Here is a 21533-nt window from a genome sequence, read left to right on the forward strand (position 1 = left end):
CAATGCAGACGGAAATTGCTGGGGAAATCGTGAAGGAGATTGCCGAGAGGGTGGTTGCAGAACTCTCGTCGGCAATTACATCTGGTATCAGTGGCTTCCTTGATCAACTCAAATCGGACATCGTCGATTATCTCGACGGGTTTCTAGAGAAACTTATCGATCCAATGGTTGGGACACCTGCCCCTGAAGGACCGAATTCAGCAGCCCCTGTCGACATTGCATTTGAGTCGGCGAGCAATGCTCCGTGGAACTCGCTAATCTCAGGCATCTACTTCGATGGAATCGTTGGGTTAGCACTCGGCATCCAGCTTTCTGTTCTGGCGATGATTGGGCTCAGGTACGGGTCAATGAACCCTGTTATCCGGAAGAAACTCCTACGTCGCCTCGGAGTTGCCTTCCTTTCGCTGTTCTTCTGGCTCCCAGTGGCCTCACTAGGGACGCAATTCTTCGACGCTATCGGTGAGGCGACTTACCGCTCCGGTCAGTCGAAAGAAGAGATCGCCGCACTAATTGGCTCAGTCCAGGAAATTGCGGAACTCAGCCTTGGGATATTCGTCGTTCTGATGATCGTTGGACTGTACGTCTACCTCAAGGCGGCGTTCATCTTCATCACTCGGTGGCTGCTGGTCTTCCTGCTGACCCTCTCGATGCCGCTGGTTGCGACGTTCTGGGCAGTCGAAGTCTGGCCGCTGAACCGCTTCTCGGGACTGGCGAAACAGGTCGCCGGCGCGTATCCCGGAGTCCTCGCTGCGGGCATCCCGCCTGCAATCCTGATCCGCATGAGCTTTGAAGCGACAAACTGGGGACTGGCTTCTGACCTGTCGCTGTTTATCAGCCTCGTGACGCTGTACTTGGCGGCAAAATCTCAGAAGGTCCTCATCCAGCGCAGTAGCCGCGTTGCGATTCAAGTCAGCGAGCAGGCGCTCGCCGGCGGCAAAAAGCCACTCAAGATCGGTGCGGCGGCTGGTGGTGCAGCGGCGACAGCCGGCGCTGGCGCGGTCGGCGGTCCCGGCGCAGCAATGGCGACGGGTGGCACGATTCGAGCTGCCTCAGGCGCTGCAAAAGGACGTGTCGGCAGTGCTGCTACGGGTGCCCAAATGGTCCACCGCCAGATGGCAGCCAACCCCGCCGGCATGAAGAGGGGTTCTAGCGGCGGCCCCACCGGTTCCGGTGGCGGCAACAGTGGCTCCGGCGGCGGTGGTGCAGGCGGTTCCGCTCCACCTTCTGGCGGCGGCAGTGGCAGTAGCGGGTCTGGTGGCTCTGGTGGCTCACCGCCCTCTGGCGGCGGGAGCGGGTCCAGTGGAAGTCCCCTCAACAGCCGATTCACCAACGGTGGTTCGTCCAGCTCGTCTGGCGATTCTGAGAGTGACGACACCCCGATTAGTGAACGCCAGACGAAGATGGAGCCCCAAACCAAGATGGAGCGCCAGACGCAGATCAACTCTGGCGATACCAGAGTCTACGAGTCTGACTCAGACCCGCCGTTCTCGGATGGGAAACCCGACGAAAACGGGACCGATACCGACTCCGATGAGTCGGAGTCGTATGACTCGCTGCAGGACGTGTTTGCAACTGATGACGATGTATTAGGGCCGGATGTGTACCGCGACGGCCTGCCTCACAAGGAGGATGACGACTAATGGCTGACTCAGAAGAAGAGTACAACACGAACATCATCCACGAATCCCTTGGAGATTCGACCAACTTCTGGGGCGACTACACGCTGGGGGAACTCATCCTGTTCCTCATCCCGCCGTTTGGCTTCCTCGTCGCGATGGGGATGCCATTCGTGCCGGCGGCGCTGTTCTTCCCCACGTTGGCTCTCACAGCGGTCGTGGAAGTGTTCCTCTACATCCTGCACAAAGTCCGTCCGGACCACTACCGGCTCACTGAGTGGCTGCGAGTCAAACTGTTCTGGCTCGTCAAAAAGAAGCAGTACACTCACGGCCAAGGGAATCAGGATACCCGGCAGGTTACGCGATTAGAGCGGGTTATGCCCCACGGCATTGAGCGCGTCGACGGAGCGTACGTCGGCGCGGTCGAGGTCGAGCCCGCCAATATGTCGCTGCAGGACGACGAGAAATGGGAGAAAGCCGTCAAGTCACTCACACGCCTGTCTGAATCCCTGACTGGCCGGGCGAAACTCCACGTCACGACGGCCGAAGTCGACAACGAGTCCCACATCCAAGCGCATATCGACCGACTCGACGACCCCGACGCAGAGAGTCATTCGATCTTCCGGGGCGTCCTCATGGAGTTCGTCAACCGCTACACCGACGACAGCGGCAACGTTGAAACTGAGACTGAACTCCAGCGCAAGTACTACGTCGTCGTCTGGGTCACTGACGACGACATTCACGACCTCCAGATGAACAGCGATTCCATCGCGGATTACCTGACCGGGATACCGGTCATTGGGCGGCTGTTCACTCGGTTCGACAGTGACACGCTCACTGACGCCGAGCGAGAGGAGTTCAAAGGCAAGAAGCTCCACGACCGGCTCGAAACCGTCGACAGAGCAGTCAACAATATGTTTCGGTGCCGTAGCCGGTCGGTCAGCCCGCATGAGCTGGCGCACTTGACCGAGGACTACTGGGCCTGTGAAACCCGGTCGGAACGCGAGTACGAAGAGGCGGCCTCCGTCTCCCCGGTGACGTACTCGGCACGGGAACTCATCAAGCACGGCAAGGGTGCCACAGCCCACGACGCTGCGGAGGGCATGGACACCGACGACGTCGGTGGGACCGACTACGAGGTCGACGAGACTGACTTCGTCTCCCAGTTGCATAGACCGGGAGAGAACCATCGGTCACTGGTCGCGCCGACGGATATCGAATGGGAAGCCGACCACGCCCTCATCGACCAAGAGACGTACACACGGTGCTTCTGGATCGAGACGTATCCCGAGCATCCGACCAGTGGAATGCTAGAGCAACTACTGCTGGATACGGACCTCGCTGTGGATGTCTCAATCCACATCGACCCATACGACGCTGATACAGCAGTGTCGGTGATGAAGGAGTGGATCTCCTCGCTGAAGATGCTGCAAAACGACAAGGGGGAGCTGGAAGCGGAGGATATCGAACAGGAGGTCAACCAGGCAAAGTACATCCGGCAGATGGTCCGGCGGAACCACACGTCGCTGTTCCGTGTCGGGGCGTTCATCCGCCTCACTGCGGAGACCGAAGAAGACCTCCGGAAGCAAACGAACCGGCTCGAAACGCTGCTGCGAGACTCGCCATCGAACTGCGGTGTCAAGCGAACGACCCGCCGGCAGGAAGCAGGACTGGTGACCGTCTCGCCGATCGGGGCCAACGAACTCGGACAAAACCGACTCTCCTCAATGACCGGGGAAGCACTCGGGTCGCTGTTCCCATTTAGCTCGAACTACCTGCGGATGGAGGACGGCATCGAGTACGGACTGCACGGCCACAACGATTCCTCGCTGTTGATCGACCCGTGGGAACTGGAAACCGGTCACTCGGAGCTGGTCACTGGAATGCCCGGCGGTGGGAAGACCCACGGTACGCAGGCTCGGGCGATGCGGATGCTGAAAAAACGGTCGGACGTCAAGCAGATCTACATCGACCCGGTCGGGGATATGCACGGCAGCGCGAAGATGCTGGATGCAAAGACGATCACGATCAGCGGCGAGACGCCGCTGAACCCGTGTGAGATGCATCCGACGCCGCCGCATGTCCTCGAACAGTCCCCGGATATGCAGCCCGTCTCCGCCAAGAAAGACGAAGTGTACGGGGTCATCGAGAACTTCCTGCAATCCCGGGATGTCGATCTGGAGATGCACAGCGGGCTGATCACGTTCCTGATCGACAAGATATTCACTGAATCGGATATCGACCCAGCGGACCCGTCGACGCACACGCCGGAGAACTCGCCGGACCTGAGTGACTTTCTCGAAGTGGTCGACCGCCTCCAGGAAGAGCCAGAAATGTTCCCCGGAGCGACAACGGAGTCCTCCCAGCAGAAAATCCAGCAGTACGCAAACGAACTCTCGATTGCACTGCATCCGTTCCGACCGGGGAGTACGTTCGGCAACCTCTCGAAAGAGTCGGACTTGCGGCTGATCGACGATAGCAGCAAGGCCGTCTATCTGGACCTCCAGCAGGTCGAAGGCTCGGGCAGTGGTCTCGGCAAGCAGTCGTTCATCATGCAACTGCTGTTGTCGACACTGTACCAGCAGGCCAAGAATATGCAGCAGAAGGTCGAGATCATCATCGACGAAGCTCACTACCTGTTCAACGACGACGCGAACTTGGAGTCGCTGAACCAGATTGCTCGCCACCAGCGCCACGCCGGACTGCGACTGGTGATGCTGTCCCAGACGCTCTCTGAGTTCGAGGACAAGGGCGCAGCCGAGGAAATCGCGGGAATGTGCCCGATCAAGGTGCATCACCGCGAGCCGGAACTGGGCGATGAAACCGCAACAAGCGCTGGACTGACCGATGAACAGCAGTCCTACATCCAGCACGCCGAAGCCGGCAAGGAGTCATTGGGCGACGGACAGGGCTACTCGCAAGCGCTGGTTCGCGTCGACGAACATGGCGATTACCCGCTGACGATCAAGACGTCGTGGGAAGAGAAGCAGATCATTGACCTCGACGCTGACGCGGAAGATGCGCTCGACGTTGTTGCTCACGAGGCCGACTCCCGCGCTGCTGACTTCGAAGAGTTCGTCCATTCCAAAGCAGTCGAGCAAGAGCTAACGAATCACGGATTGTCCCCTGAGAAGGCTGAACACGTCCTCAACGGACTCAGCGAAGAGGAATTAGTCGACGCGGTGTCTGTGGCACTTGACCAGACACAGCCAGATGCAGTTATCGCTGATGGTGGTATCGAAGCAGAGACCGACACGGAGTTTGACACTACGGAGTGATTCACATGAATGACATAATCTCGCTACGGATGAGTGCAGAAGAGAGAGATCAGATAGTACGGCAGGCTCGGAAGGTAGATGAAGACCTATCGGAGTATATCCTGAAAGCTACGGAGCAACGCATTGCCCGTGAGCTGCACGATCAGCGTGCGGAGGAACTGGGTCTGGAACCAGAGCTGGAACAGATCGCTGAGAGTGTGACAGAGCAAGTGAACAAGGCAGCAGATATTGAGACAACTGAAGAGTTGGCTTATGAAGTAGCTCTCTGGGACTTGATTTCGACAGACTACTCCTCAGAGGAGCGTGCTATTGCGATGGATGAAGCGACAGACAAGCTACAGGAAGAGGTAGACAACGTCCGTAACAAGGAGGGTCAAGAATGAGTGAGAGAACTGTCATTCAGATCTATACGACTGACGAAAATCGGGAGTGGCTTGAACAACTAGCCGATGAAGAGGATACGTCAATCTCGGAGTATGGTCATGAGATGATTGAGGATCACATTGACCGTGAAACTGGGGAGCATCAGTACGGCCGGTATGGAACTGATACTGAGATAGAAGTCATTTTGGACTCTCTTAAGGAGGAACTGGGGGAGACTCTGGACCAATTTGAGTCTGAAACACTCGAGGAAGTACGGCACATCCAGAGAGTGCGGACAGCGTATCTTATCTCAATCTGGAAGCTGATTAAAGACGACTACTCTACTGCCGAGCAACGGCTTGCGATGAAGTTTGCTGAACGGTTCACTGGACAGGAGCTCAACACTGAGTCCGAAGCGATTCTTGCAGGGGAAGGCAGTAGCAGCGAAGACGGACAGGGGTCCGCCGGCGCAGCGGGTGATGGCGCATGATTGTAGAAACGGACTATCAGCAGAGCGGAGCAGGGAACCTCGTCGATTATATTCGCCGTGACCGAGACCAGGATGCCGGAGCGACAGTTGATCTACGGAACCCGGCCGGCCGAGAACTCTCCGACCCAGAAGTAGACCGATTTGTCGACAAGAGTCAAGAGTTCGGATTCCAGCGGCATCTGATCGTTTCGCCAGATCCGACTGGACAGTATTCTCCCCAAGAGGTTCAGACCAACACTCGGGACGTAATGAACCAAGAGTTTGCCCGCCAGCCGACAACCGACTATGTGTATGCTGTCCACCGGGATACAGACTTTCCTCATGCACATGTCGCAGCTACTGGGAAGCAGGCAGAGCTGGAAATGGATTTAGAAGACATCCAGAAACTCAGTGAACGGGCGGAAACCGCGTTTGAAGAACCCGCCCGAACGCGCGACCCAGCGGCTGCCGCCAGTGATTCTCCGGAGGACATTGGCCGAGTCGTGGATGAAGAAGCTCGGGAGCAGTATCATGAGGCAGAGCTATCGCTGAACCCCGAAGCGGAAAAAGCGCTCAAACGGGCGACTGAGAAGAGCCAACAGAAAGACGTCGGACAGCCTACGGCTGAGAAAGCGAGCGATGAGCGGCAAACTGAACAACTCTCAGAGCGTGCTTCGGAGAGGGCCGAAGAACAGGCAACAACTGAGAGCGAATCCGAAGCTGCCCCCGAACGTGAGCAGGAACCCGAACGCGAGCGTGGGTGGTGGCAGTGAGTTCTAGTTCTTCTGCACCACCAGGACAACGCTCCGGAGAGGTTCCGAATAGTCTCAAGTACGACAACGTCGTCGGGTTCGTCTGGGCCGGGTTCATGCTGTTGTTCCCGCCGATGATCGTCGATAGTGACAAGGTCCTTCCGAAGCGGTTCTGGGCGTGGCGCTACATCTACCTCGGGTTCGGACTCATCAGCGCAGTGTTCTTCTACGACGTGCTTGTCCAGACACCCAGCGCAGCGCTGTTGTTCCCGTTCGCACACGTTCTGGCTGCCATCTCGGTCGGAACACTATTCGCTGACTTCACCGTGCCCGGGCTATCGCTGCCGATGATCTCGTACTCGACCACCGTAATCCTGTATGCCATCTCAATCGGTATCGTGTTCTCCGGGGAACTGCTCCGCCGGACCTCGCCGGAAATGCTCGCGATGAACCAGTGGGACCACGACGACGGAGAGTCCGTCGTCCCACTCGAAGAAGTCTCTCACGAACACGAAGAGGCCGAAATGCCGTTCACACTCGATCAGGATGTCTCTACAGCCGTCGTGGGCGAGACTGGAAGCGGGAAAACCTCGATGATGAAACTACTAGCCTACCAGTTCCCGTACTACAGTAACACGGCAGTCATCGCTCACGATACCGGCGAGGACTTCCAAGCATTCTACGAGGAGTTGGGCTTTGAGGTTCAGCGCATCCGCCACGAAGATAGCGACGTAGCCTGGAATCTGTTCAAGGACGCCGATTCAGAGTCGGACTTCCGTGAGGTCGCCGGCGCGATCTTCGGCGAAGCCGACGGCCACGACCCATTCCATCGGCCCGCCAAACAGACCTTCGCGGAGATGCTGATGTATCTCCATCTCAACGCGAAAAAGAACAGTCGCCGCCATGCTCTCTGTCACGCTGATATCGTCTCGCTGCTCAACGAGGGCCACATCGCGCTGAAGAAAGCGCTTGACGAGTTCGACCGGCTGGACTCGGGCCACATTGACCCTGACAAGGGGAAAGGTGCACAGAACGTCTACCAAACGATCAAGGAGAACGTCGATCCCGTCTTCACTGGCGACTTCGGAGACTACGGGGAGTTCTCGCTGCAAGAGTACATCGAGAACCCGGAAGGCCGAGTCCTCATCATTGACTCGAACCCAACGGAACTGGAAACGCTCGGGCCGATGTACCAACTGCTCGTAGACTGGTCCATCCGCTACGCAATGAACGCCTCGAATCCGACGGTTCACATCCTCGACGAGATTGACGCGCTGCCGGCGCTTACTCAGGTAACGAACCTCACAGCCCGAGGTCGGAAACACAAGGCCCGGGCATTAGTCGGCGTACAGACAATCGGCCAGCTCAAAGACACGTACAGTACAATCTCTGGCATTGTCGGCAACTGCCCGCAAGGAGTCTACTTCGGTCCGGGTGACACTGAGTCGACGGACTTCATCCTTGACGAACTCGGCGAGAGTCGACAGTACGACCGCTCAGAGATGGTGTCGATGAGTCACCAGGGGCGCGGCGAAAACCCGCGAACGCAGGCTCGGGACACATACAAAGAGAAAGACAAAACGCCGGTCACCTCTGGTCTGCTCCGAGACTTCCAGCCCGGTGAGTGCGTTGCTGTCTCTCGGACGACGTGGGTCCACGGCCAGTCCTACGAACTAGACGACGTTCGCGATAGCCTCCCGGCACAGGGTGCGGAGTCGCCGGGCAGTTCGGAGCCGGAACCCACTGAGGATGACACCGACATCGAGAGCGACAGTTGGTTCTCGTTCACCCGGGCTCGGGTCGACGATGTGCTTCGTGGGTCACTTGGTGAGGACGACAACGCTGAGTCCAGAGAGAGTGGCCCGGATCGTGACTCCGAAGTCGAGCCAACCGTCGACGCGACAGACGGGTTGGGCGACGACGAGTCGAGCGACCCACTCGACCAGACAACAGCAAACACTGCCGTCACGTCTCCGGATACAGACCACCCAGATATATCAGATTTAGAGGGTAACTCTGGTGGCGCGGATCAGGACCAACAGCTGCCCGATGACGATGGCGACCACTCCCCTGAGACGGTCCCAGATCCCAGCAGTGACGAGACGGACTCTGCTGAGAAGGAAGAGAGTGAATCGCCTGATGAATCGGACACGGAGACTGATACTGACAAGAGTGAAGAACGGGACGAAACTGAGGCAAGCGGAGAGCGACGCAGGCCATCTGAGTTCATGTGACCTACATCAATTTCCCCGTGTTCTAACTATAAGACGTTCTATATATTTCTCATTTCCGTGACGTGGTGGTGCTTCTCTACAAGTTGGTAACCGGGTCCTGTCGAGACTGTAGCACTCGACTTGTATCAAAGCTATTGAAGTTACTTTCTTCGGACTATTCTATATGCGAAATCGCAAGACGGCGTCGGTAATTTGCCAATCTGAATCACGGTGAATCACTCAAACACAGCGACGAATCATCAGTAAATCGCAGGACGGCGTGGGTATGAATCGCCCAGAATCAGATACAAACTACACTCTTTACCTTGTCGTGCATATCCCGGCGGAGGCGCGAGAGACATAAGAAGAAAAACATAAGAGATAGAACAAAGGAAGAGACAGTGGATCGCGGAACCTACCCAGAGCGAAGACTGACACACTCACCCCGCAAGGAAACCTATTGAGTTTCAGATAGAAGTCGCCTCACTCCCCGGAGCCATATCGTGACTTCGACACGGCGGGCCAGCCCCACCGAGTGCCATGCGAGTCCACTGTGCCACGCACGTTGCCGGCCGCCGACGTCCAGGGCCACGCCGATCACGACCACACTCGAGTTGAGCCAGTGCTGGCAGACCCACGCTCGACCCTCGCTCGCTTCGGCTTCTCGTGGCGCACAACCCGACAGCCACCGGCCGGCGACCACACCATCATGTCCGGAGCTTTGTATCTGAATCCCAACAAGTACAACACGCCTTGTTTTCACACTCTTTCACTATCGTAATTTAGTGTGGCATTCAGCCGGGGGACTGTCCGATTCCCGGCGGGGATCGCGCCCGCCACTGCAGGCACGATTGGACCGGCGTGAGGCGCGCGACCGCGCCGAGCGCAGCGCCCCGTCGTCCGAGTGAGCGAGAGTGAACGAGGACAGGACAGACGAGCATCGCGAGTCTGTCAGTGGCGTCGCGCGCTGGGACGGTCCACTAGCCATCCAGCCCAGTTGCGCCCCGGCCGGCAGACCCACGCCTGCGATACATCCGGCACTTGGTGAGACTGTTCTTTCCCCAGGTGCCAGCTGGGGGAGCCAGCCCAACCCGGAGCTTTTTGAGCGATGACGGACAAGTCTGAATCGTACCGTTCTCATGTCACAGCCACACTTTTCTCCAGAGCAACAGCCATCCAACCAGCGTCAGATTCCGAGCATGGAAACGATCGGGCCGGTCGTCGACGAAGTGATCGACATCGCCCGGCAAGAACTCGATGCACCGCGGTCAGTGAAAATCAAAACATGGGAGGATCGCGAGTTTCTGGTGCGTGTCAAGCACGGCTCAGCACCAGGCGTAAACACCCGGTATGGATACGAGACAGCAATCCAGTATCACAGTGATCGGGAGACCGTCGAAGCCTTCCTGATCGAAGAGGATACCCACACTGATGAAGCAGAACGCCTCCTGAAGATGGAACTCGGAACGATACCCGATCCAGTACCAGAAAAAATTGGGGAGTAGACGACTGATTTACTTGTCTGTCAGTTCTCGATGGCAGTCCTCACAGACCTGCTCGTACTCTTCATCGCGCTCTGGGTCGTAGAAGGACCCGGCGCGAAACCGCACGGGGTTGTACCGGGTATTGAAGACTTCCTCACAGCGTGGACACTGGACGTCTCCCATTTGAGAAATCACCTCCCGGCGGCCCTGTCTGGCCGCCACCCGCCTGCGGCCACACAAAATCGAGGTGTTTCCGCCCGAGACACCGGGCCCAGAAAGCAACTAACCAACAGCTCCCCAGACTGCGCCGACTGTGTTGGTTAAGACGAAGATTCCCCGACTCACCGGCAAGAGCGGTTCCCGTCCACTTCCCGGCTGCGGGCCGGGATCGCGCCCGCTATAATAGGGCGAACTGTCCAGAGGCACGCGATAGCTTACTACTCCGAAAATTATATCAGCAGCAGAAGGTACCGATATGGACAAGAATGAACGATGATAGCTCCGGCAGTCGGTTATCAAAAGTCTGGAGCTTCATCAAAATCAGATGGGTCGAATTGTTCGGAATTATCTTTCTTGTTGCAGTATCAATCGACCTCAATGTCTATGCCGGAGAGCAGTTTGTGAACGGCGTCAAATCATGGGCCAGCAACAATGGCGGTCTTGCCTCGATCATTCTCTCTGCAGGCCTGCTCTTCGCATACCTGCTCCAGTTCCGCACCCAAGATCGTCAGCGAGTTCTGATGGACCAACAAAAACAAATAATGGATGCCGGCTATACACCGCTCATCGGCGTTACACAGCAAACCCTCAAAGATCACAGCTCTAACCCCGAAACTTCTGAAACTGAATCAGTTCAACTCACCATAGTCAACCGTGGTAACTCTTTGGCAACAGATCTCCAACTCGATTTCTTGATCTCTTATGACTCTGACGATCAAAGCTACACAAACCACAGTGCCCCACTCAGGCGAACAGAAGACGGCGTATGGTGGAGCGCCGGGTCCGGTGGCAGTATATCTCCTGAAGAAGACGAAGTAGAGTTTTCTATCCCAGCGAAAGTAACCGACACAGAGCACAACCAAGACGAACCCATCGATATAGCCGACGCTATCGACGACGTGTTTGGACCGGAAAGCGATATCAACGAGATAAAAGTTGCAACACGACTCTATTATAAAGACGCTAAAGGGAATCAAAAGGAAATCGACCTTACAATATACACAATCAAATCATCCAATGGAAACGCGGACCTGCGGCTGTCCTCAGCCGCCAGCGAAAGAGCAGTAAGAAAACCCCAGGAATCAGACAAAGTCGACATGATCAAAAACTGAGAATCTTACGCCAGTCTATTTATCATACATCTTTTTGTCCCCAGCGGAGAGAATCTCGCTAATGCCTGTCCGCTCTCACCCTACCAACGTAATTGAAACTACAGGTTAGACCACTCACCAATATGATGCTTAATTTTGAAAAGCTGGTCGGGGAAGATATCGAAACAATCGTCGGTGAACTCGTCGACTTCGTCACTCGAACCGACGGAGAAATATCCGAGGAGAAAGAGAAAAAAACGACAAAAACCCCGGAGTTGAAGTTCTTCATCGCACGCGGTCACGAGTATGAACTCGGTAGGTTAGAAGAAACCGTGGAAGCACAACTTCGGGATGAGTCATTAAATGACTACGAGTACACTTTCTTTGAGGAACACTTATTTGAAGAACAAAAGCTGAACGAGAACACTTCCTACGTTCGAATTAGCACACCAGAATATGACCGTCATGATCACTTCATCTTCTTCATAGAAGAGGACTACCTCAGGGTCTTCACAGTCGAGCGACGCCACTGGACCAAGAGAACCGTTGAGAAGCTGATACGTTATCACCCCTCACTAGACAGAGTCTTTCTCTCCTCGGAAGACCTCGTTGATATTGTCAACAAGGTAGAGGGCGACATAGACGGCTTCACCGCAAAATATAATACCGCCTTTGACGACCGGAAGATGAGTATCCAACTCCATGGTGGAGAAGAACGATATCTAACGGATCTTGAAAACGATTATGGAGTACAGCCTACCCGGCTAGAATTCAGCAAAACGAACAGTCCGCGAATTGAGGGAACAGCAAACCGAGACGGATACGGCTCGATTCCACGTGTCCAGCAATCGGAGCCCGGGTTCGGAAACGATACCACACTAGAACTCACCAACCAGTACGTCGAAAAAGATCAAGAAAACTTCGAAGTCGAACACGCCCCAAGAAGATTATTCTATAGAGACGAGCAGAGCGTACAGGAAATCTCTGATCTTGATGTTGAGGACTCAAAAGATGGTCCTGTACCTTCTGATAATGATACAGCAGATTCTGTAGCAGTCGATGGTGGATTCACAATTGAAGGATACACCACGGTTGAGCTCGTCGAGCATATACCCAATAAAAAAACAGACCCAGATCAGGAGTCTCCGTCGTTTGAGCAACTGGCTGAGGGGCTTCGCGAAAATATTCTCGATAAAAAACATCGATATGACTTCTCTGAGTGGGAAGAAGGCAATTTCTTTGTCTTTGATGGAAAACGGAACGAACCCTTCGAAATCACAATCAACGAGACCAATATCTTGCTCCACGCCAAGGCAACCACGACAGCTGACAGCCTCAGTGACTTCTTTTCCATTATCCATAGGGAACTCAGCACCAACTATCAAGTGAAGAAGCATTCAGAGAGGATCGCTGCCTAACCATGGGATGGCCGGAACAAAAAAAGAAAATAAATGCCCTGAACCTCTTCCATTCGGCGATAAAAGGTGATACCAGTGCTGACGGGATCGCGTCGCAAGGCTTCAAACTCGTTGGTACATTTCTCCCGGTCCCCGATAACCGGAATAATGTATTCACACGGCCGGAATTCACGTTCTACAGTGGCGACACAATAATCTTCGTCAATGTAGAACCAGATGGCCGAGTCACCGAAGAACACCGTCGCCGAGCAGAAGATTACCAACGGTTGAATCTGGAGGCCGTCGAAGAGTTCATTCGAAAGAAGGGCAGAGCGAACGAAGTTAATCTCTCTGCCCGCAACCTCAACCACTTCGAACATCATTTGATTTTTGATAAGGATGTCGTGGAGTCAGCTAAGGCAGGAGGACCTGGTGCGGATATCTATGATGATACCAAGAATAAATGTGGCATCCTTTCGCAGAGCAGAGGTGGCCAACTCCTTTTCGAAGACGGACTATCGCAAGATGATCTGTTCTACAGCATTGTCTCAGATGGAGTCAACTTACCTTCAACCCCGAGCAAAGAGTTTCTTTTGACTGGAGAAATCAAACCGGAGAGCTTGGCAGTATCGCTTGCTCAGGAAATCTTACCGGGACAGTTCACATACAACGAGACTGTAAAAATGACACCTCGCAGGGTCCCTCACTACTATGAACGAGATATAGACCTTGACATCGTGAGGAAGTCACTAGAATACTTTCGGCATAGAGGTGTGTGTGACGATATCGGGAAATATGAGTACTCGTTCAGCCGAGAAGATATCTCAAAGCTCTATGATGTCGAAGAGCATCTCCGCGAGACTACAGTTCAAGAGTATTTAGAGAGCCAGGGTGGGAAACAATCCTCCATGGCAGAGTACACCGAATAATAATTTCGCCTATAAGAACTGGTAGGTATATTGGAGTACCTTCTGCCTCTGCGAAACACTAACTGTAACTTCTTGATCCTGTATACCCGGCTCTGTAATTGAAGAGTCGGTCTTCTATATGTCTCTCTAAACCCTGTGATCAAGGATCTGGACTTCACTTCCTAAATGTGATCAGCGTTATTCATCTATTTCAATATGGTTATTTTAGTTATGTTTTATCAACTTGGGACTGAATGGCCCTATCATATATTAAGAAATAGAAGATGGAATGCGGTTCCTGTCCACCTCCCGGCGGCAGGCCGGGATCGCGCCCGCTACCGCAGGCACGATGGACCGCCGCGAGGCGCGCGATAGCGCCGAGCGGAGCGTCCCGTCGTCCTCGTGAGCGATAGCGAACGAGGGCTCGACAGACGACCAGCGGGAGTCTGTCGGTGGCGTCGCGCGCTGTCGCGACCCACCAGCCACCCAGCCTCAGTTCCTCCCGGGCCGGCTGGCCCACGCTCACGCACACACCAAGACATCGGCTCTCTCACAGCCCCCACCAGACTGACCCACGTTGACGCGCTGGTGCGGTGGCGTGCCAGTCCGTGCGCGCGGTTGTCTCGCCGCCGCCCGGTGTGCCGGAGGCGGCGGCGAGGCCGCGTGCGCGAGCACCTGTCGCACCGCCCGAGGAAGCCCCCGCTTGATGGGGGACGCCCTCGCTACCGGGCGTTAGTCTGCGGAGTGGACCATGCCCTGATGGGTGGTGGCTCCATGCTCAGTGTCGAACAGGTCCGAACACTCGGGTTCAGGACAGCGGGCCTTCCCGAGCGTCACGGCGACCGCGCGGTCAGTGTCCCGCTCGTTGGCCCACTGATGGGTGTCTGACTCTGCTTCCCATGACGCCGCCGCCGGGCTCTCACCCGAGGAGCCGAACATACTACTCCCGTGTCCGGTGGGCGCGGGACCGTCGCCGCGCTCGATGACACACATGAGCGTGTCGCTCGTGACGGCCACCGTCTTGATACCGTTGTAGTCGTCGGGCTTGCCTCCGGAAATCCGAACTCTGTCGCCCTCGCGGAGCGTGCGCACCATCTCGCCGCCGTGCATGGACTTGCCCCAGACCGTGACCTTCGCGCTCGTTCCCTCGTCGTCCTCGATGTAGAGGACTTGGTACTGGTTCCGCGCGTCTGGCTCCTCAATGATGTGCGTGACTTCGCCTTCAACCGTACACTCGTAGCCGTAGGGACTCACCTCGTCGATAGGCGTGGGAGTTGTCAGTTCGTTCTGTGCCTCGTCCAAGACCGTAAAGGAAGCCTCATACAGGCTGTTACAGTCGCCCATCTGCCCGGACACAAGGGCTGCGAGTCGGCGGCCTGCTGCCGCTCGTGACAGACTGGTCTTGTCTGCCAGCGTTGCGGCCTGCTGGTTGACTCGCGCCAGCGTGTCGCGGTCCATCCACTGCCGAGGGTCAGCCGGTGAGCGGAACCCGTCAGCCCGTCCGGTTTCGGCGTCGGTGAGCTGGCGAGCCGAGGCTTCGCGGTCGGCACCGTCGACGTGAGCGCGTGCGACCTCGGAGTGTCGGGCCTGCTCGGCTTCGCGTCCGTGACGTTCCTCCTGCTGTTCCAGCGTTTCGCCAAACCGCCGGTCCGGACCAACCTCGGTCGAGCGCGTCCAATCATATGCCTCCTCCTGCCGGGCGTAGAAGTTGCCACGGCTATCGCTCCCCCGATTCATCCTGAAATCGAGTTCGTCGCCGTTCTCCGTCTCTGCGACCGCCTCTAGAAGTTGCTCGGGACCACCCTCGACGTGGGCCGAAAGGGAAACCGTCTGGTTGCTTGCCGATGCTTTCTTACCGCTGGAATTGCTAGCGTACATTGTCTTACGTCACCTGACGGAAAGACACTTGTCGGGTGCTGCTACACCCGATTTCTGCGGCGTGAAACTGCCCTGCCAGCGCCGCGTGCGTCGTGTCTTTCCGTACTTAATGGCATGGGTGCCGACTACTTAAAGATAACGGACCATTTGGATTGCTTCAAGTGCAATATTTAGGTGTCTGAGTGGTTTCTAAGCGGCGTCTTGTATTTCGCGTTTCGAGGGAGAATAGTATATAAAGACCGTAGGTGGTTGACACCCCGGCAGGCGGTCCCATCGTGTGCGGTGGCGGTGAGCCAGCATCCCGCGCGGCCAAGCGAGTGCCGGATGGGTGAAAGCCCGGCAGCGCAACGAAGTGAGCAGCCCGGAACACAGGGCACGCAGTGCCCGTCCTCGTTCCGGCGAGGGAGCGCCGGCCGCGCGGGTTCCTCAGCCGGATCGCGCGCGACTCCGACGCGTGCGTTCGATTTCCTGCTGTGTTGTGCCGTAGTAGTCGGGTGGGACTGAAAGGGGCACGCCGCTGGCGCTTGCCGTGGTCGCGTCAGCGGCCCCTATCCGCGTGTGGTTTGCGCGGATATGTCGCTGAGCGACCGCCAGCGGCGTGGGGCTTTCAAGGTGTGCTGGTCCGACACCGAGTTTGCCGTTGCGATGTCGCTCGGAGTAGTCCCGTCGAAGCCAGAAGTCCCGCCGCAGTCAGTCGTGCCGCCGACGTCAGCGTACCGAGTCCCGCCACCAGCAGTCCCTCAAGTCCCGCCATCCGAAGTGCTGCCTCCCCCGACACCGTCACGAGTGCCACACGACTCGCCTCCAGGCCAAGCAGTTCCAGAACCTCCCGCTCGCTATACACGAGACACACGCCACTCGTACCCCCTCTGCCGGCCCACAGCCCACGTACCGGCTTCGGCAAGAGCGAGCGTGCCGCCCAGCGGCGGCTGCCCGGCGGTCAGACGACACACCAGCCAACCACCCGTCTCTGCCCGGCCGTCAGTCCCACGCCGACACACACTCGTCTCTCGCGCTCTCAACCGGCCTGCCAGCCCCACGCTGCTATCCACCAGTCATACCTCTGTTTCGCCCGGCCGTCTGCCCCACGCTGCTATCTATCAGGTATCCGTCTGTTTCGCCCGGCCGTCTGCCCCATGCTGAGAGGGACCGACTGCCAGCGCGAGTGCAGTCGTGTCCCTCTCGTCTCCAACCGCGCGCGACCCCGACGTGCGCGTCGTCACTCCTCGGAAACGCAGACCAGCGATTACATAACTCGCTGGTGGCCCTCCCCGCAGGTGACGACAGGCTCGGTACGCGGGTCACGAGCGCGTGGGTCTGCCTCGACGTCGACAGTCTCGGTCTTGACAATATCTGCGTCACACTCCTCTCTCGGGCATGAATCTGGAGTCCCCGACATTCGTGTTCCTCACCCGCCAGGAACACACAAAATCGGGTTCGACGAAAACTGACTGCCGCAGCTCTCCCTCAGAAGTGGACGTCGGCGGGGACGATCCAGAGGTTGTCACTCTCGTCCAGAAGCCGGTCAAGCTGCGTCCGATCGCGAATCCCGCATCCGTGTTCCTCATACAGTGCAATCTCTGGACCTTTGGCGGCTCCGACTCTCTGGAACGCACATCGAGCGAGGTCTTTGTCGCGCATAATCTCCTCGTCTGAAAGCTCGTCGAGGGCGTCTTTGACCGTCTGGAGATTACGCTCGAACGCTGACTTCGTTGTCTCCCAGCCATCCCCAAGGAGTTCTTGGCCGGCCTCGGAGTCGACCGGGGCCGCGGTCGGACGCTCGCCCCACCGGGATTTGCCTGCGACGGTGGAACTCTCGTCGAACGTGACGTAGTAGTCGAACACTGCATTTGAGTGCCTGTCGACGCCGACCAGGTTATCGAAAACGCCTTTGCCAGCGGCGAGTGCTGCGTCTGCTGTCGATGCCTCAACGAGCGCGTAGATGAGCATATGCATTGGTAGATCGTGACCTGCCGGTGCTCCACGCACTGCAGTCAGTGCGACGCCGGCACCCTCGTCGGCGCACACAAAAGTACGCTACACGAGGTCCGTCTGACATCGAGCCCACTCTAGAAGCTGGCGTCTCGCTTACAGGAGACGAGCGAGGGACTGCTTGAGACGGCCCTTCAGGCCGGATGTTGTGAGGACTTCAATCTCGACGACACAAGAACACAGTAGCAACAGCTCGCCACACGCGGGGCACTCCTCGTAGTCACAGAGCCGATGATGGACCTCGCCGTGCTCGACGCCACACGCAGGACACGACTGGTCGCGCCACCGTTCGAGGTCGACGGTAACGGCCCGTTCGTTGCTCTGGAGGACTTGTAGCTTGTACGTGAGATACTGGCTGCCCTCGCCCCACGGGATCGGGTCATGGGCTTGCCCGTCGACGTAGTAGCGTTTGTCGACACACGCCGACGCCGACGGTGCCCGGCGGCAGTCGGGACAACACATCATCTCTCACCTCGGGGACGCCCCGCAAAAACCTCGCCACTCGTCTGTGCCTGCCGGTGTTGGGCACGAATGTCCGGTCGGTCGTCGGCTTCGGTGCTTGGAGACTGTTCGTCGACGGACTGCTGTTCGGTGCTCATGTTCGGGAAACCCCTCACCCTCTCGGGGGGACACAAAATACGGGCGAGTACGCGGCCGACGGGGACTCAGGCCTCAGCGACGTCCCAGACAGAGAGATGACCGCTGGAACAGACGCCGGCGTGACGCCCGACAGCCATGCAGGGCCCGTACTCTCCGTCGACAGACGCGATGCGCTCGGCGTCGACGATCACCGACGATGTGCGGGCAAGTGCTCGTTGAGCGAGGCCACGCGGTCATGGCATGGGATCGGCGGCTGGCGGTTCCTGTCGCAGCGACCGAGCGGGTTCTGGCGTGGCATGGTAGGCCGACGCCCGGTCGTGAGTGCAAGTGGGCACTGGAGCGTGACGAGCACGAGCGGCGGCGTGGAGAGGTGTAGGAAGGCACCCATGCGGTGGTTTCGGCGAAACAGCTAAGATGTATTTGTATCGACTATGTGAGGCACTGCTCCACGTTATTCGTGAAGTCTACCTAGAGAGGGTGTTTGACTGGGGTGGCATACACGACCACGAGGAAGACTCAGGCTGGAGGAATATCAAGGGGGCCTGACGCCCTGCTCTCATGCAGCCCTCGGCCCCCTCAGAGCACCGGTCACCCGGCTTGATCGGCATGTAACAAATTGGTCCAAAATCTGGACCGACTGGTATTCAACACCAGTTCAATGATGTGCGTCTCTCATCACTGGGTGAGACATACAAACCTATCCGAAAATAGATGCTTTATCATGGTGACGAAGACGAGTGGATAATAAAAAGCCTCTATCGATATGAGCCGATTTATTCACCAATGCCATGACGGTTGATTCGATGTTCAACAAACGAATTCAACTGGGTATTTGGGTCAGTAAGGTAGTTTTCAATTTTGCTTCTCGTCGGTAACTCATCAAGTAGTGTGAGACGGAGAGCAACGGACCGGGAGAATCCAAGGTTCATTAACCGTAGTGTCGCCTCCGATGAAGTTCCATGCTCGAAATAAAGATTCAGCCGCTGCGTGAACTTGACAGCCTTAGGAGCAACGCCACTGGTGTCTACGTGCTCAAGTGTATCTCCGACCACCTTGATGTACTTCGAGAGCGCGTACCGGACATCCTGTCGGAGCGTCCTGAGAAGTTCTGAAACATCATTTAGTTCATTGACGGTTACGAGGGTCTTGTAGTCCTTTTCTTGGAGCCACCCAGCGGCGAGTTCGGCGAGCGTCGAAGTGTCGTGTGTCCGTGTCTCAGCCTGTTCCTCCCGACGACCCTTGGGAACGAGCGCAGCTACGTCGTCGAGACGTTCTATTAGGTCACGGAGGTCTGGAGCGATATGTTCGGGATGAACGACCCACGCCGAGGGGTCATCACGGATTTCTCTAAACATATTCTCCACAACGTCTGGATCAACACCCGGGTTCTGTTCGACGACTCTTACTGGCACGTCCAGTCGCTCTCGGAGCGCCTGAAGACCATACAGAATCCTTTTTAAATATTCCTCGACGTTTGACTCTTCGCTTTGCTCTAACCTCCAGAGGACAAACCGTCTCGTCTGGTCTGGATCGATGAGGTAACGTGATTTGAGGAACACAGCGGTCGACCTTTTCGAACCGGACGGGGTCAAGTGGAGCGGAGAGTCGAGAAGGTTAACAACTGCTTCCGGCCTCTTACCGAGAACCTCGGTGGTCACAGGCTGAATCTCCTTGCGGGTGATTCCACCAACGTGGTTACTCGCCCAGCGGTCGTCGTTATGATCGACGTACAACACTTGACCGTGGAGACGTTTACCGACCCGCCCGACACGGCCTACAAGGTTCTGCAATTGGAACGGTGTGAGTTCATCTCCTTTTTCACCACCTACCGTGTGATCCACGACTAAAATCTTCCCTGCCGGAAGATTTACACCTTCAAGAAGCGTCGTCGTCGAGACGATTGTATCAATCTCACCGTTCCGGTAGAGCGACTCGATCTCGGAGCGTGCAAAGGGCGGGACACCGCCGTGATGGTACGCTACTCCCGACTGGAGGCACTTGCTGAGTGGGTACGACTCTGTCAATTCTTCCCTGAGAAACGAGACGAGATCGGGGAACCGACTATTATTTGTCTCTCTATCGTCCGCAATCCGCTCGGCGAGATCCTCTGCTCGGGAGACTGTTTCGGCGTATACAAGGAGCGGATCTCCCTCTCTGTACAGTTCGGCGAAAGCTCTGACTGTTTCACTTTTGTTCCCCTTCACGGTCGAGAACGTCACGTCGTTCGGACGTTCGATCTTTCGCTCGGCCTTGAAACTTGTCTGATCACCGACGGTCAGTTTGAGTTTGTTCGAGCGAGGCTTGAAGGTAAACTCAGACTGGAGGCGGTACACTGGGGAATACGTCGTCTCAACCTCCTCGACATCTGACTCTTCTGACGGCTGGTCGTAGATGTACGTCTTCGCGTCATCAATAGGTGACGCGACGTTCTTGACGAACGGCCCTGCACCAACGATTTGTGCCTCTGGCCACGCGCCAATAACCGAGTCTAAAACAAACTCGAACAGTGGCCCACGCTCTGACTTTTCGACGCTCTGTATTTCATCGACGAAGCAGAAGTCAAGGTCTATATCATCTGACGACTCCAATAGACCGAGTGCCCGCTCGGGTGTCAGCACGTACACGACCGTCTCAGCTGGCTCACTGGAGTTGACCACTTCCGTTCGGACCGGGACAAAGTCAGGAAGTTTGTTGACCAACTCTGCACTGACTTCGGCAATTAGTGCTCTAGACGGTACAAGATAGAGTCCACAGAACTCAGCGCGGGTCGCGCTCAGGTACTCGATATACTTCCGGACGAGGAATGATTTTCCTGAGGAGGTTGGTCCCGAGAAAGCGGTGTCTCGTCCATCTGCTAACTCTTCCCAGACATTTTTTTGGAACCGCGTTAGGATGAGATCGTCCAACCCTTCAGCATCTGTGTCGTCGGTCAGGACGGAGTAGTGTGCTTCCGTCCCTCTGAGTTCGTACTTTAGTGTCTCTGGAATCCCGTCTTCAGGGTCGTTCGGTCCGGATGGTCCCGCAGAAACAGCCGTCTCGGCTTCGTCTTCAAAGTATGACTGCACGACTGGAACGTTCCCAAGCCGACTCATAATCGTGAAGAGGTAGTTTCGGTAGAGATCTTTTCCAATCTCACCATCCATGTGATGGTATGCGAGGATAGCGAACGACACCGCCAGTTGGCGGTGGTCGTTGTCATCACTGTTTGCCAGTAATGAGGCGATCCAAGCTGCACGGCGGAGTTGTGAATCGTCGACTGTCACATCTCTGTCC

General features: G+C 56.5%; 18 protein-coding genes. 11 read left to right on the plus strand and 7 right to left on the minus strand.

Annotated features, from left to right (window positions below):
* Nucleotides 1–2 precede the first annotated feature (2 nt).
* The 7 genes from Har1131_RS17425 (at nucleotide 3) to Har1131_RS17455 (ending at nucleotide 10196) form a co-directional block, all read left to right on the plus strand.
* Nucleotides 3–1640, plus strand: coding sequence for a hypothetical protein (locus tag Har1131_RS17425; RefSeq protein ID WP_151147727.1), 1638 nt, complete (start codon nucleotides 3–5; stop codon nucleotides 1638–1640).
* Nucleotides 1640–4894: a VirB4 family type IV secretion system protein gene (locus Har1131_RS17430; protein ID WP_151147730.1), complete on the plus strand. Its 3255-nt coding sequence runs from the start codon at nucleotides 1640–1642 to the stop codon at nucleotides 4892–4894. Before Har1131_RS17425 ends, Har1131_RS17430 begins: the two co-directional genes overlap by 1 nt.
* Before the next feature lie 5 nt (nucleotides 4895–4899).
* On the plus strand, nucleotides 4900–5277 hold the full coding sequence (locus tag Har1131_RS17435) for a hypothetical protein (protein WP_004966056.1): 378 nt from the start codon (nucleotides 4900–4902) through the stop codon (nucleotides 5275–5277).
* Entirely contained in the window at nucleotides 5274–5747 is a 474-nt protein-coding gene (locus Har1131_RS17440) for a hypothetical protein (protein WP_050038609.1), read from the plus strand. Before Har1131_RS17435 ends, Har1131_RS17440 begins: the two co-directional genes overlap by 4 nt.
* Nucleotides 5744–6499 carry a relaxase/mobilization nuclease domain-containing protein gene (locus Har1131_RS17445; RefSeq protein WP_050038608.1) on the plus strand — a complete coding sequence of 252 codons (756 nt, stop codon included), beginning with the start codon at nucleotides 5744–5746 and terminating at the stop codon, nucleotides 6497–6499. Before Har1131_RS17440 ends, Har1131_RS17445 begins: the two co-directional genes overlap by 4 nt.
* On the plus strand, nucleotides 6496–8712 hold the full coding sequence (locus Har1131_RS17450) for a type IV secretory system conjugative DNA transfer family protein (RefSeq protein ID WP_050038607.1): 2217 nt from the start codon (nucleotides 6496–6498) through the stop codon (nucleotides 8710–8712). Before Har1131_RS17445 ends, Har1131_RS17450 begins: the two co-directional genes overlap by 4 nt.
* Nucleotides 8713–9890: 1178 nt before the next feature.
* Nucleotides 9891–10196 carry a hypothetical protein gene (locus Har1131_RS17455; protein ID WP_049938464.1) on the plus strand — a complete coding sequence of 102 codons (306 nt, stop codon included), beginning with the start codon at nucleotides 9891–9893 and terminating at the stop codon, nucleotides 10194–10196.
* A gap of 9 nt (nucleotides 10197–10205) precedes the next feature.
* Here Har1131_RS17455 and Har1131_RS21890 read toward each other — a convergent pair whose 3' ends face one another.
* Nucleotides 10206–10358, minus strand: coding sequence for a hypothetical protein (locus tag Har1131_RS21890; RefSeq protein WP_023842963.1), 153 nt, complete (start codon nucleotides 10356–10358; stop codon nucleotides 10206–10208).
* A gap of 302 nt (nucleotides 10359–10660) precedes the next feature.
* Between Har1131_RS21890 and Har1131_RS17460 the strand changes: the two genes are divergently transcribed.
* The 3 genes from Har1131_RS17460 (at nucleotide 10661) to Har1131_RS17470 (ending at nucleotide 13811) form a co-directional block, all read left to right on the plus strand.
* A complete protein-coding gene (locus Har1131_RS17460) occupies nucleotides 10661–11506 on the plus strand; it encodes a hypothetical protein (protein ID WP_151147733.1) in 846 nt (281 codons plus the stop codon).
* Between the two features lie 122 nt (nucleotides 11507–11628).
* Entirely contained in the window at nucleotides 11629–12903 is a 1275-nt protein-coding gene (locus Har1131_RS17465; RefSeq protein ID WP_151147736.1) for a hypothetical protein, read from the plus strand.
* Nucleotides 12904–12905: 2 nt separating this feature from the next.
* Complete coding sequence (locus Har1131_RS17470; RefSeq protein ID WP_151147739.1) at nucleotides 12906–13811, plus strand: hypothetical protein; 906 nt, start codon at nucleotides 12906–12908, stop codon at nucleotides 13809–13811.
* A gap of 711 nt (nucleotides 13812–14522) precedes the next feature.
* On the opposite strand, the gene Har1131_RS17475 is transcribed toward Har1131_RS17470, so the two are convergent.
* The 5 genes from Har1131_RS17475 to Har1131_RS21900 form a co-directional block, all read right to left on the minus strand.
* Complete coding sequence (locus Har1131_RS17475) at nucleotides 14523–15668, minus strand: SOSS complex subunit B family protein (RefSeq protein WP_151147742.1); 1146 nt, start codon at nucleotides 15666–15668, stop codon at nucleotides 14523–14525.
* Between the two features lie 1246 nt (nucleotides 15669–16914).
* Nucleotides 16915–17067, minus strand: coding sequence for a hypothetical protein (locus tag Har1131_RS21895; protein ID WP_154020835.1), 153 nt, complete (start codon nucleotides 17065–17067; stop codon nucleotides 16915–16917).
* 68 nt (nucleotides 17068–17135) lie between these two features.
* A complete protein-coding gene (locus Har1131_RS17480) occupies nucleotides 17136–17624 on the minus strand; it encodes a hypothetical protein (RefSeq protein ID WP_151147745.1) in 489 nt (162 codons plus the stop codon).
* A 132-nt stretch (nucleotides 17625–17756) separates the two neighbouring features.
* Nucleotides 17757–18122, minus strand: coding sequence for a hypothetical protein (locus tag Har1131_RS17485; RefSeq protein WP_151147748.1), 366 nt, complete (start codon nucleotides 18120–18122; stop codon nucleotides 17757–17759).
* Complete coding sequence (locus tag Har1131_RS21900; protein ID WP_007189782.1) at nucleotides 18122–18259, minus strand: hypothetical protein; 138 nt, start codon at nucleotides 18257–18259, stop codon at nucleotides 18122–18124. Before Har1131_RS21900 ends, Har1131_RS17485 begins: the two co-directional genes overlap by 1 nt.
* A gap of 236 nt (nucleotides 18260–18495) precedes the next feature.
* Between Har1131_RS21900 and Har1131_RS21905 the strand changes: the two genes are divergently transcribed.
* A complete protein-coding gene (locus tag Har1131_RS21905) occupies nucleotides 18496–18636 on the plus strand; it encodes a hypothetical protein (protein ID WP_191907501.1) in 141 nt (46 codons plus the stop codon).
* A 397-nt stretch (nucleotides 18637–19033) separates the two neighbouring features.
* On the opposite strand, the gene Har1131_RS17490 is transcribed toward Har1131_RS21905, so the two are convergent.
* Nucleotides 19034–21523 carry a DEAD/DEAH box helicase gene (locus Har1131_RS17490; RefSeq protein ID WP_191907502.1) on the minus strand — a complete coding sequence of 830 codons (2490 nt, stop codon included), beginning with the start codon at nucleotides 21521–21523 and terminating at the stop codon, nucleotides 19034–19036.
* Between the last annotated feature and the right edge of the window lie 10 nt (nucleotides 21524–21533).

It is taken from the genome of Haloarcula sp. CBA1131 (assembly GCF_008728975.1).
Taxonomy (GTDB): domain Archaea; phylum Halobacteriota; class Halobacteria; order Halobacteriales; family Haloarculaceae; genus Haloarcula; species Haloarcula hispanica.

Coding starts and splice junctions, on each gene's coding strand:
- Har1131_RS17455 (WP_049938464.1), top strand. CDS start 9,891: ATGGAAACGATCGGGCCGGTCGTCGACGAAGTGATCGACATCGCCCGG.
- Har1131_RS21890 (WP_023842963.1), bottom strand. CDS start 10,358: ATGGGAGACGTCCAGTGTCCACGCTGTGAGGAAGTCTTCAATACCCGG.
- Har1131_RS17440 (WP_050038609.1), top strand. CDS start 5,274: ATGAGTGAGAGAACTGTCATTCAGATCTATACGACTGACGAAAATCGG.
- Har1131_RS17470 (WP_151147739.1), top strand. CDS start 12,906: ATGGGATGGCCGGAACAAAAAAAGAAAATAAATGCCCTGAACCTCTTC.
- Har1131_RS17485 (WP_151147748.1), bottom strand. CDS start 18,122: ATGTGTTGTCCCGACTGCCGCCGGGCACCGTCGGCGTCGGCGTGTGTC.
- Har1131_RS17480 (WP_151147745.1), bottom strand. CDS start 17,624: ATGCATATGCTCATCTACGCGCTCGTTGAGGCATCGACAGCAGACGCA.
- Har1131_RS17445 (WP_050038608.1), top strand. CDS start 5,744: ATGATTGTAGAAACGGACTATCAGCAGAGCGGAGCAGGGAACCTCGTC.
- Har1131_RS17460 (WP_151147733.1), top strand. CDS start 10,661: ATGAACGATGATAGCTCCGGCAGTCGGTTATCAAAAGTCTGGAGCTTC.
- Har1131_RS21905 (WP_191907501.1), top strand. CDS start 18,496: ATGGCATGGGATCGGCGGCTGGCGGTTCCTGTCGCAGCGACCGAGCGG.
- Har1131_RS17475 (WP_151147742.1), bottom strand. CDS start 15,668: ATGTACGCTAGCAATTCCAGCGGTAAGAAAGCATCGGCAAGCAACCAG.
- Har1131_RS17425 (WP_151147727.1), top strand. CDS start 3: ATGCAGACGGAAATTGCTGGGGAAATCGTGAAGGAGATTGCCGAGAGG.
- Har1131_RS17465 (WP_151147736.1), top strand. CDS start 11,629: ATGATGCTTAATTTTGAAAAGCTGGTCGGGGAAGATATCGAAACAATC.
- Har1131_RS17430 (WP_151147730.1), top strand. CDS start 1,640: ATGGCTGACTCAGAAGAAGAGTACAACACGAACATCATCCACGAATCC.
- Har1131_RS17435 (WP_004966056.1), top strand. CDS start 4,900: ATGAATGACATAATCTCGCTACGGATGAGTGCAGAAGAGAGAGATCAG.
- Har1131_RS21900 (WP_007189782.1), bottom strand. CDS start 18,259: ATGAGCACCGAACAGCAGTCCGTCGACGAACAGTCTCCAAGCACCGAA.
- Har1131_RS21895 (WP_154020835.1), bottom strand. CDS start 17,067: ATGTCGGGGACTCCAGATTCATGCCCGAGAGAGGAGTGTGACGCAGAT.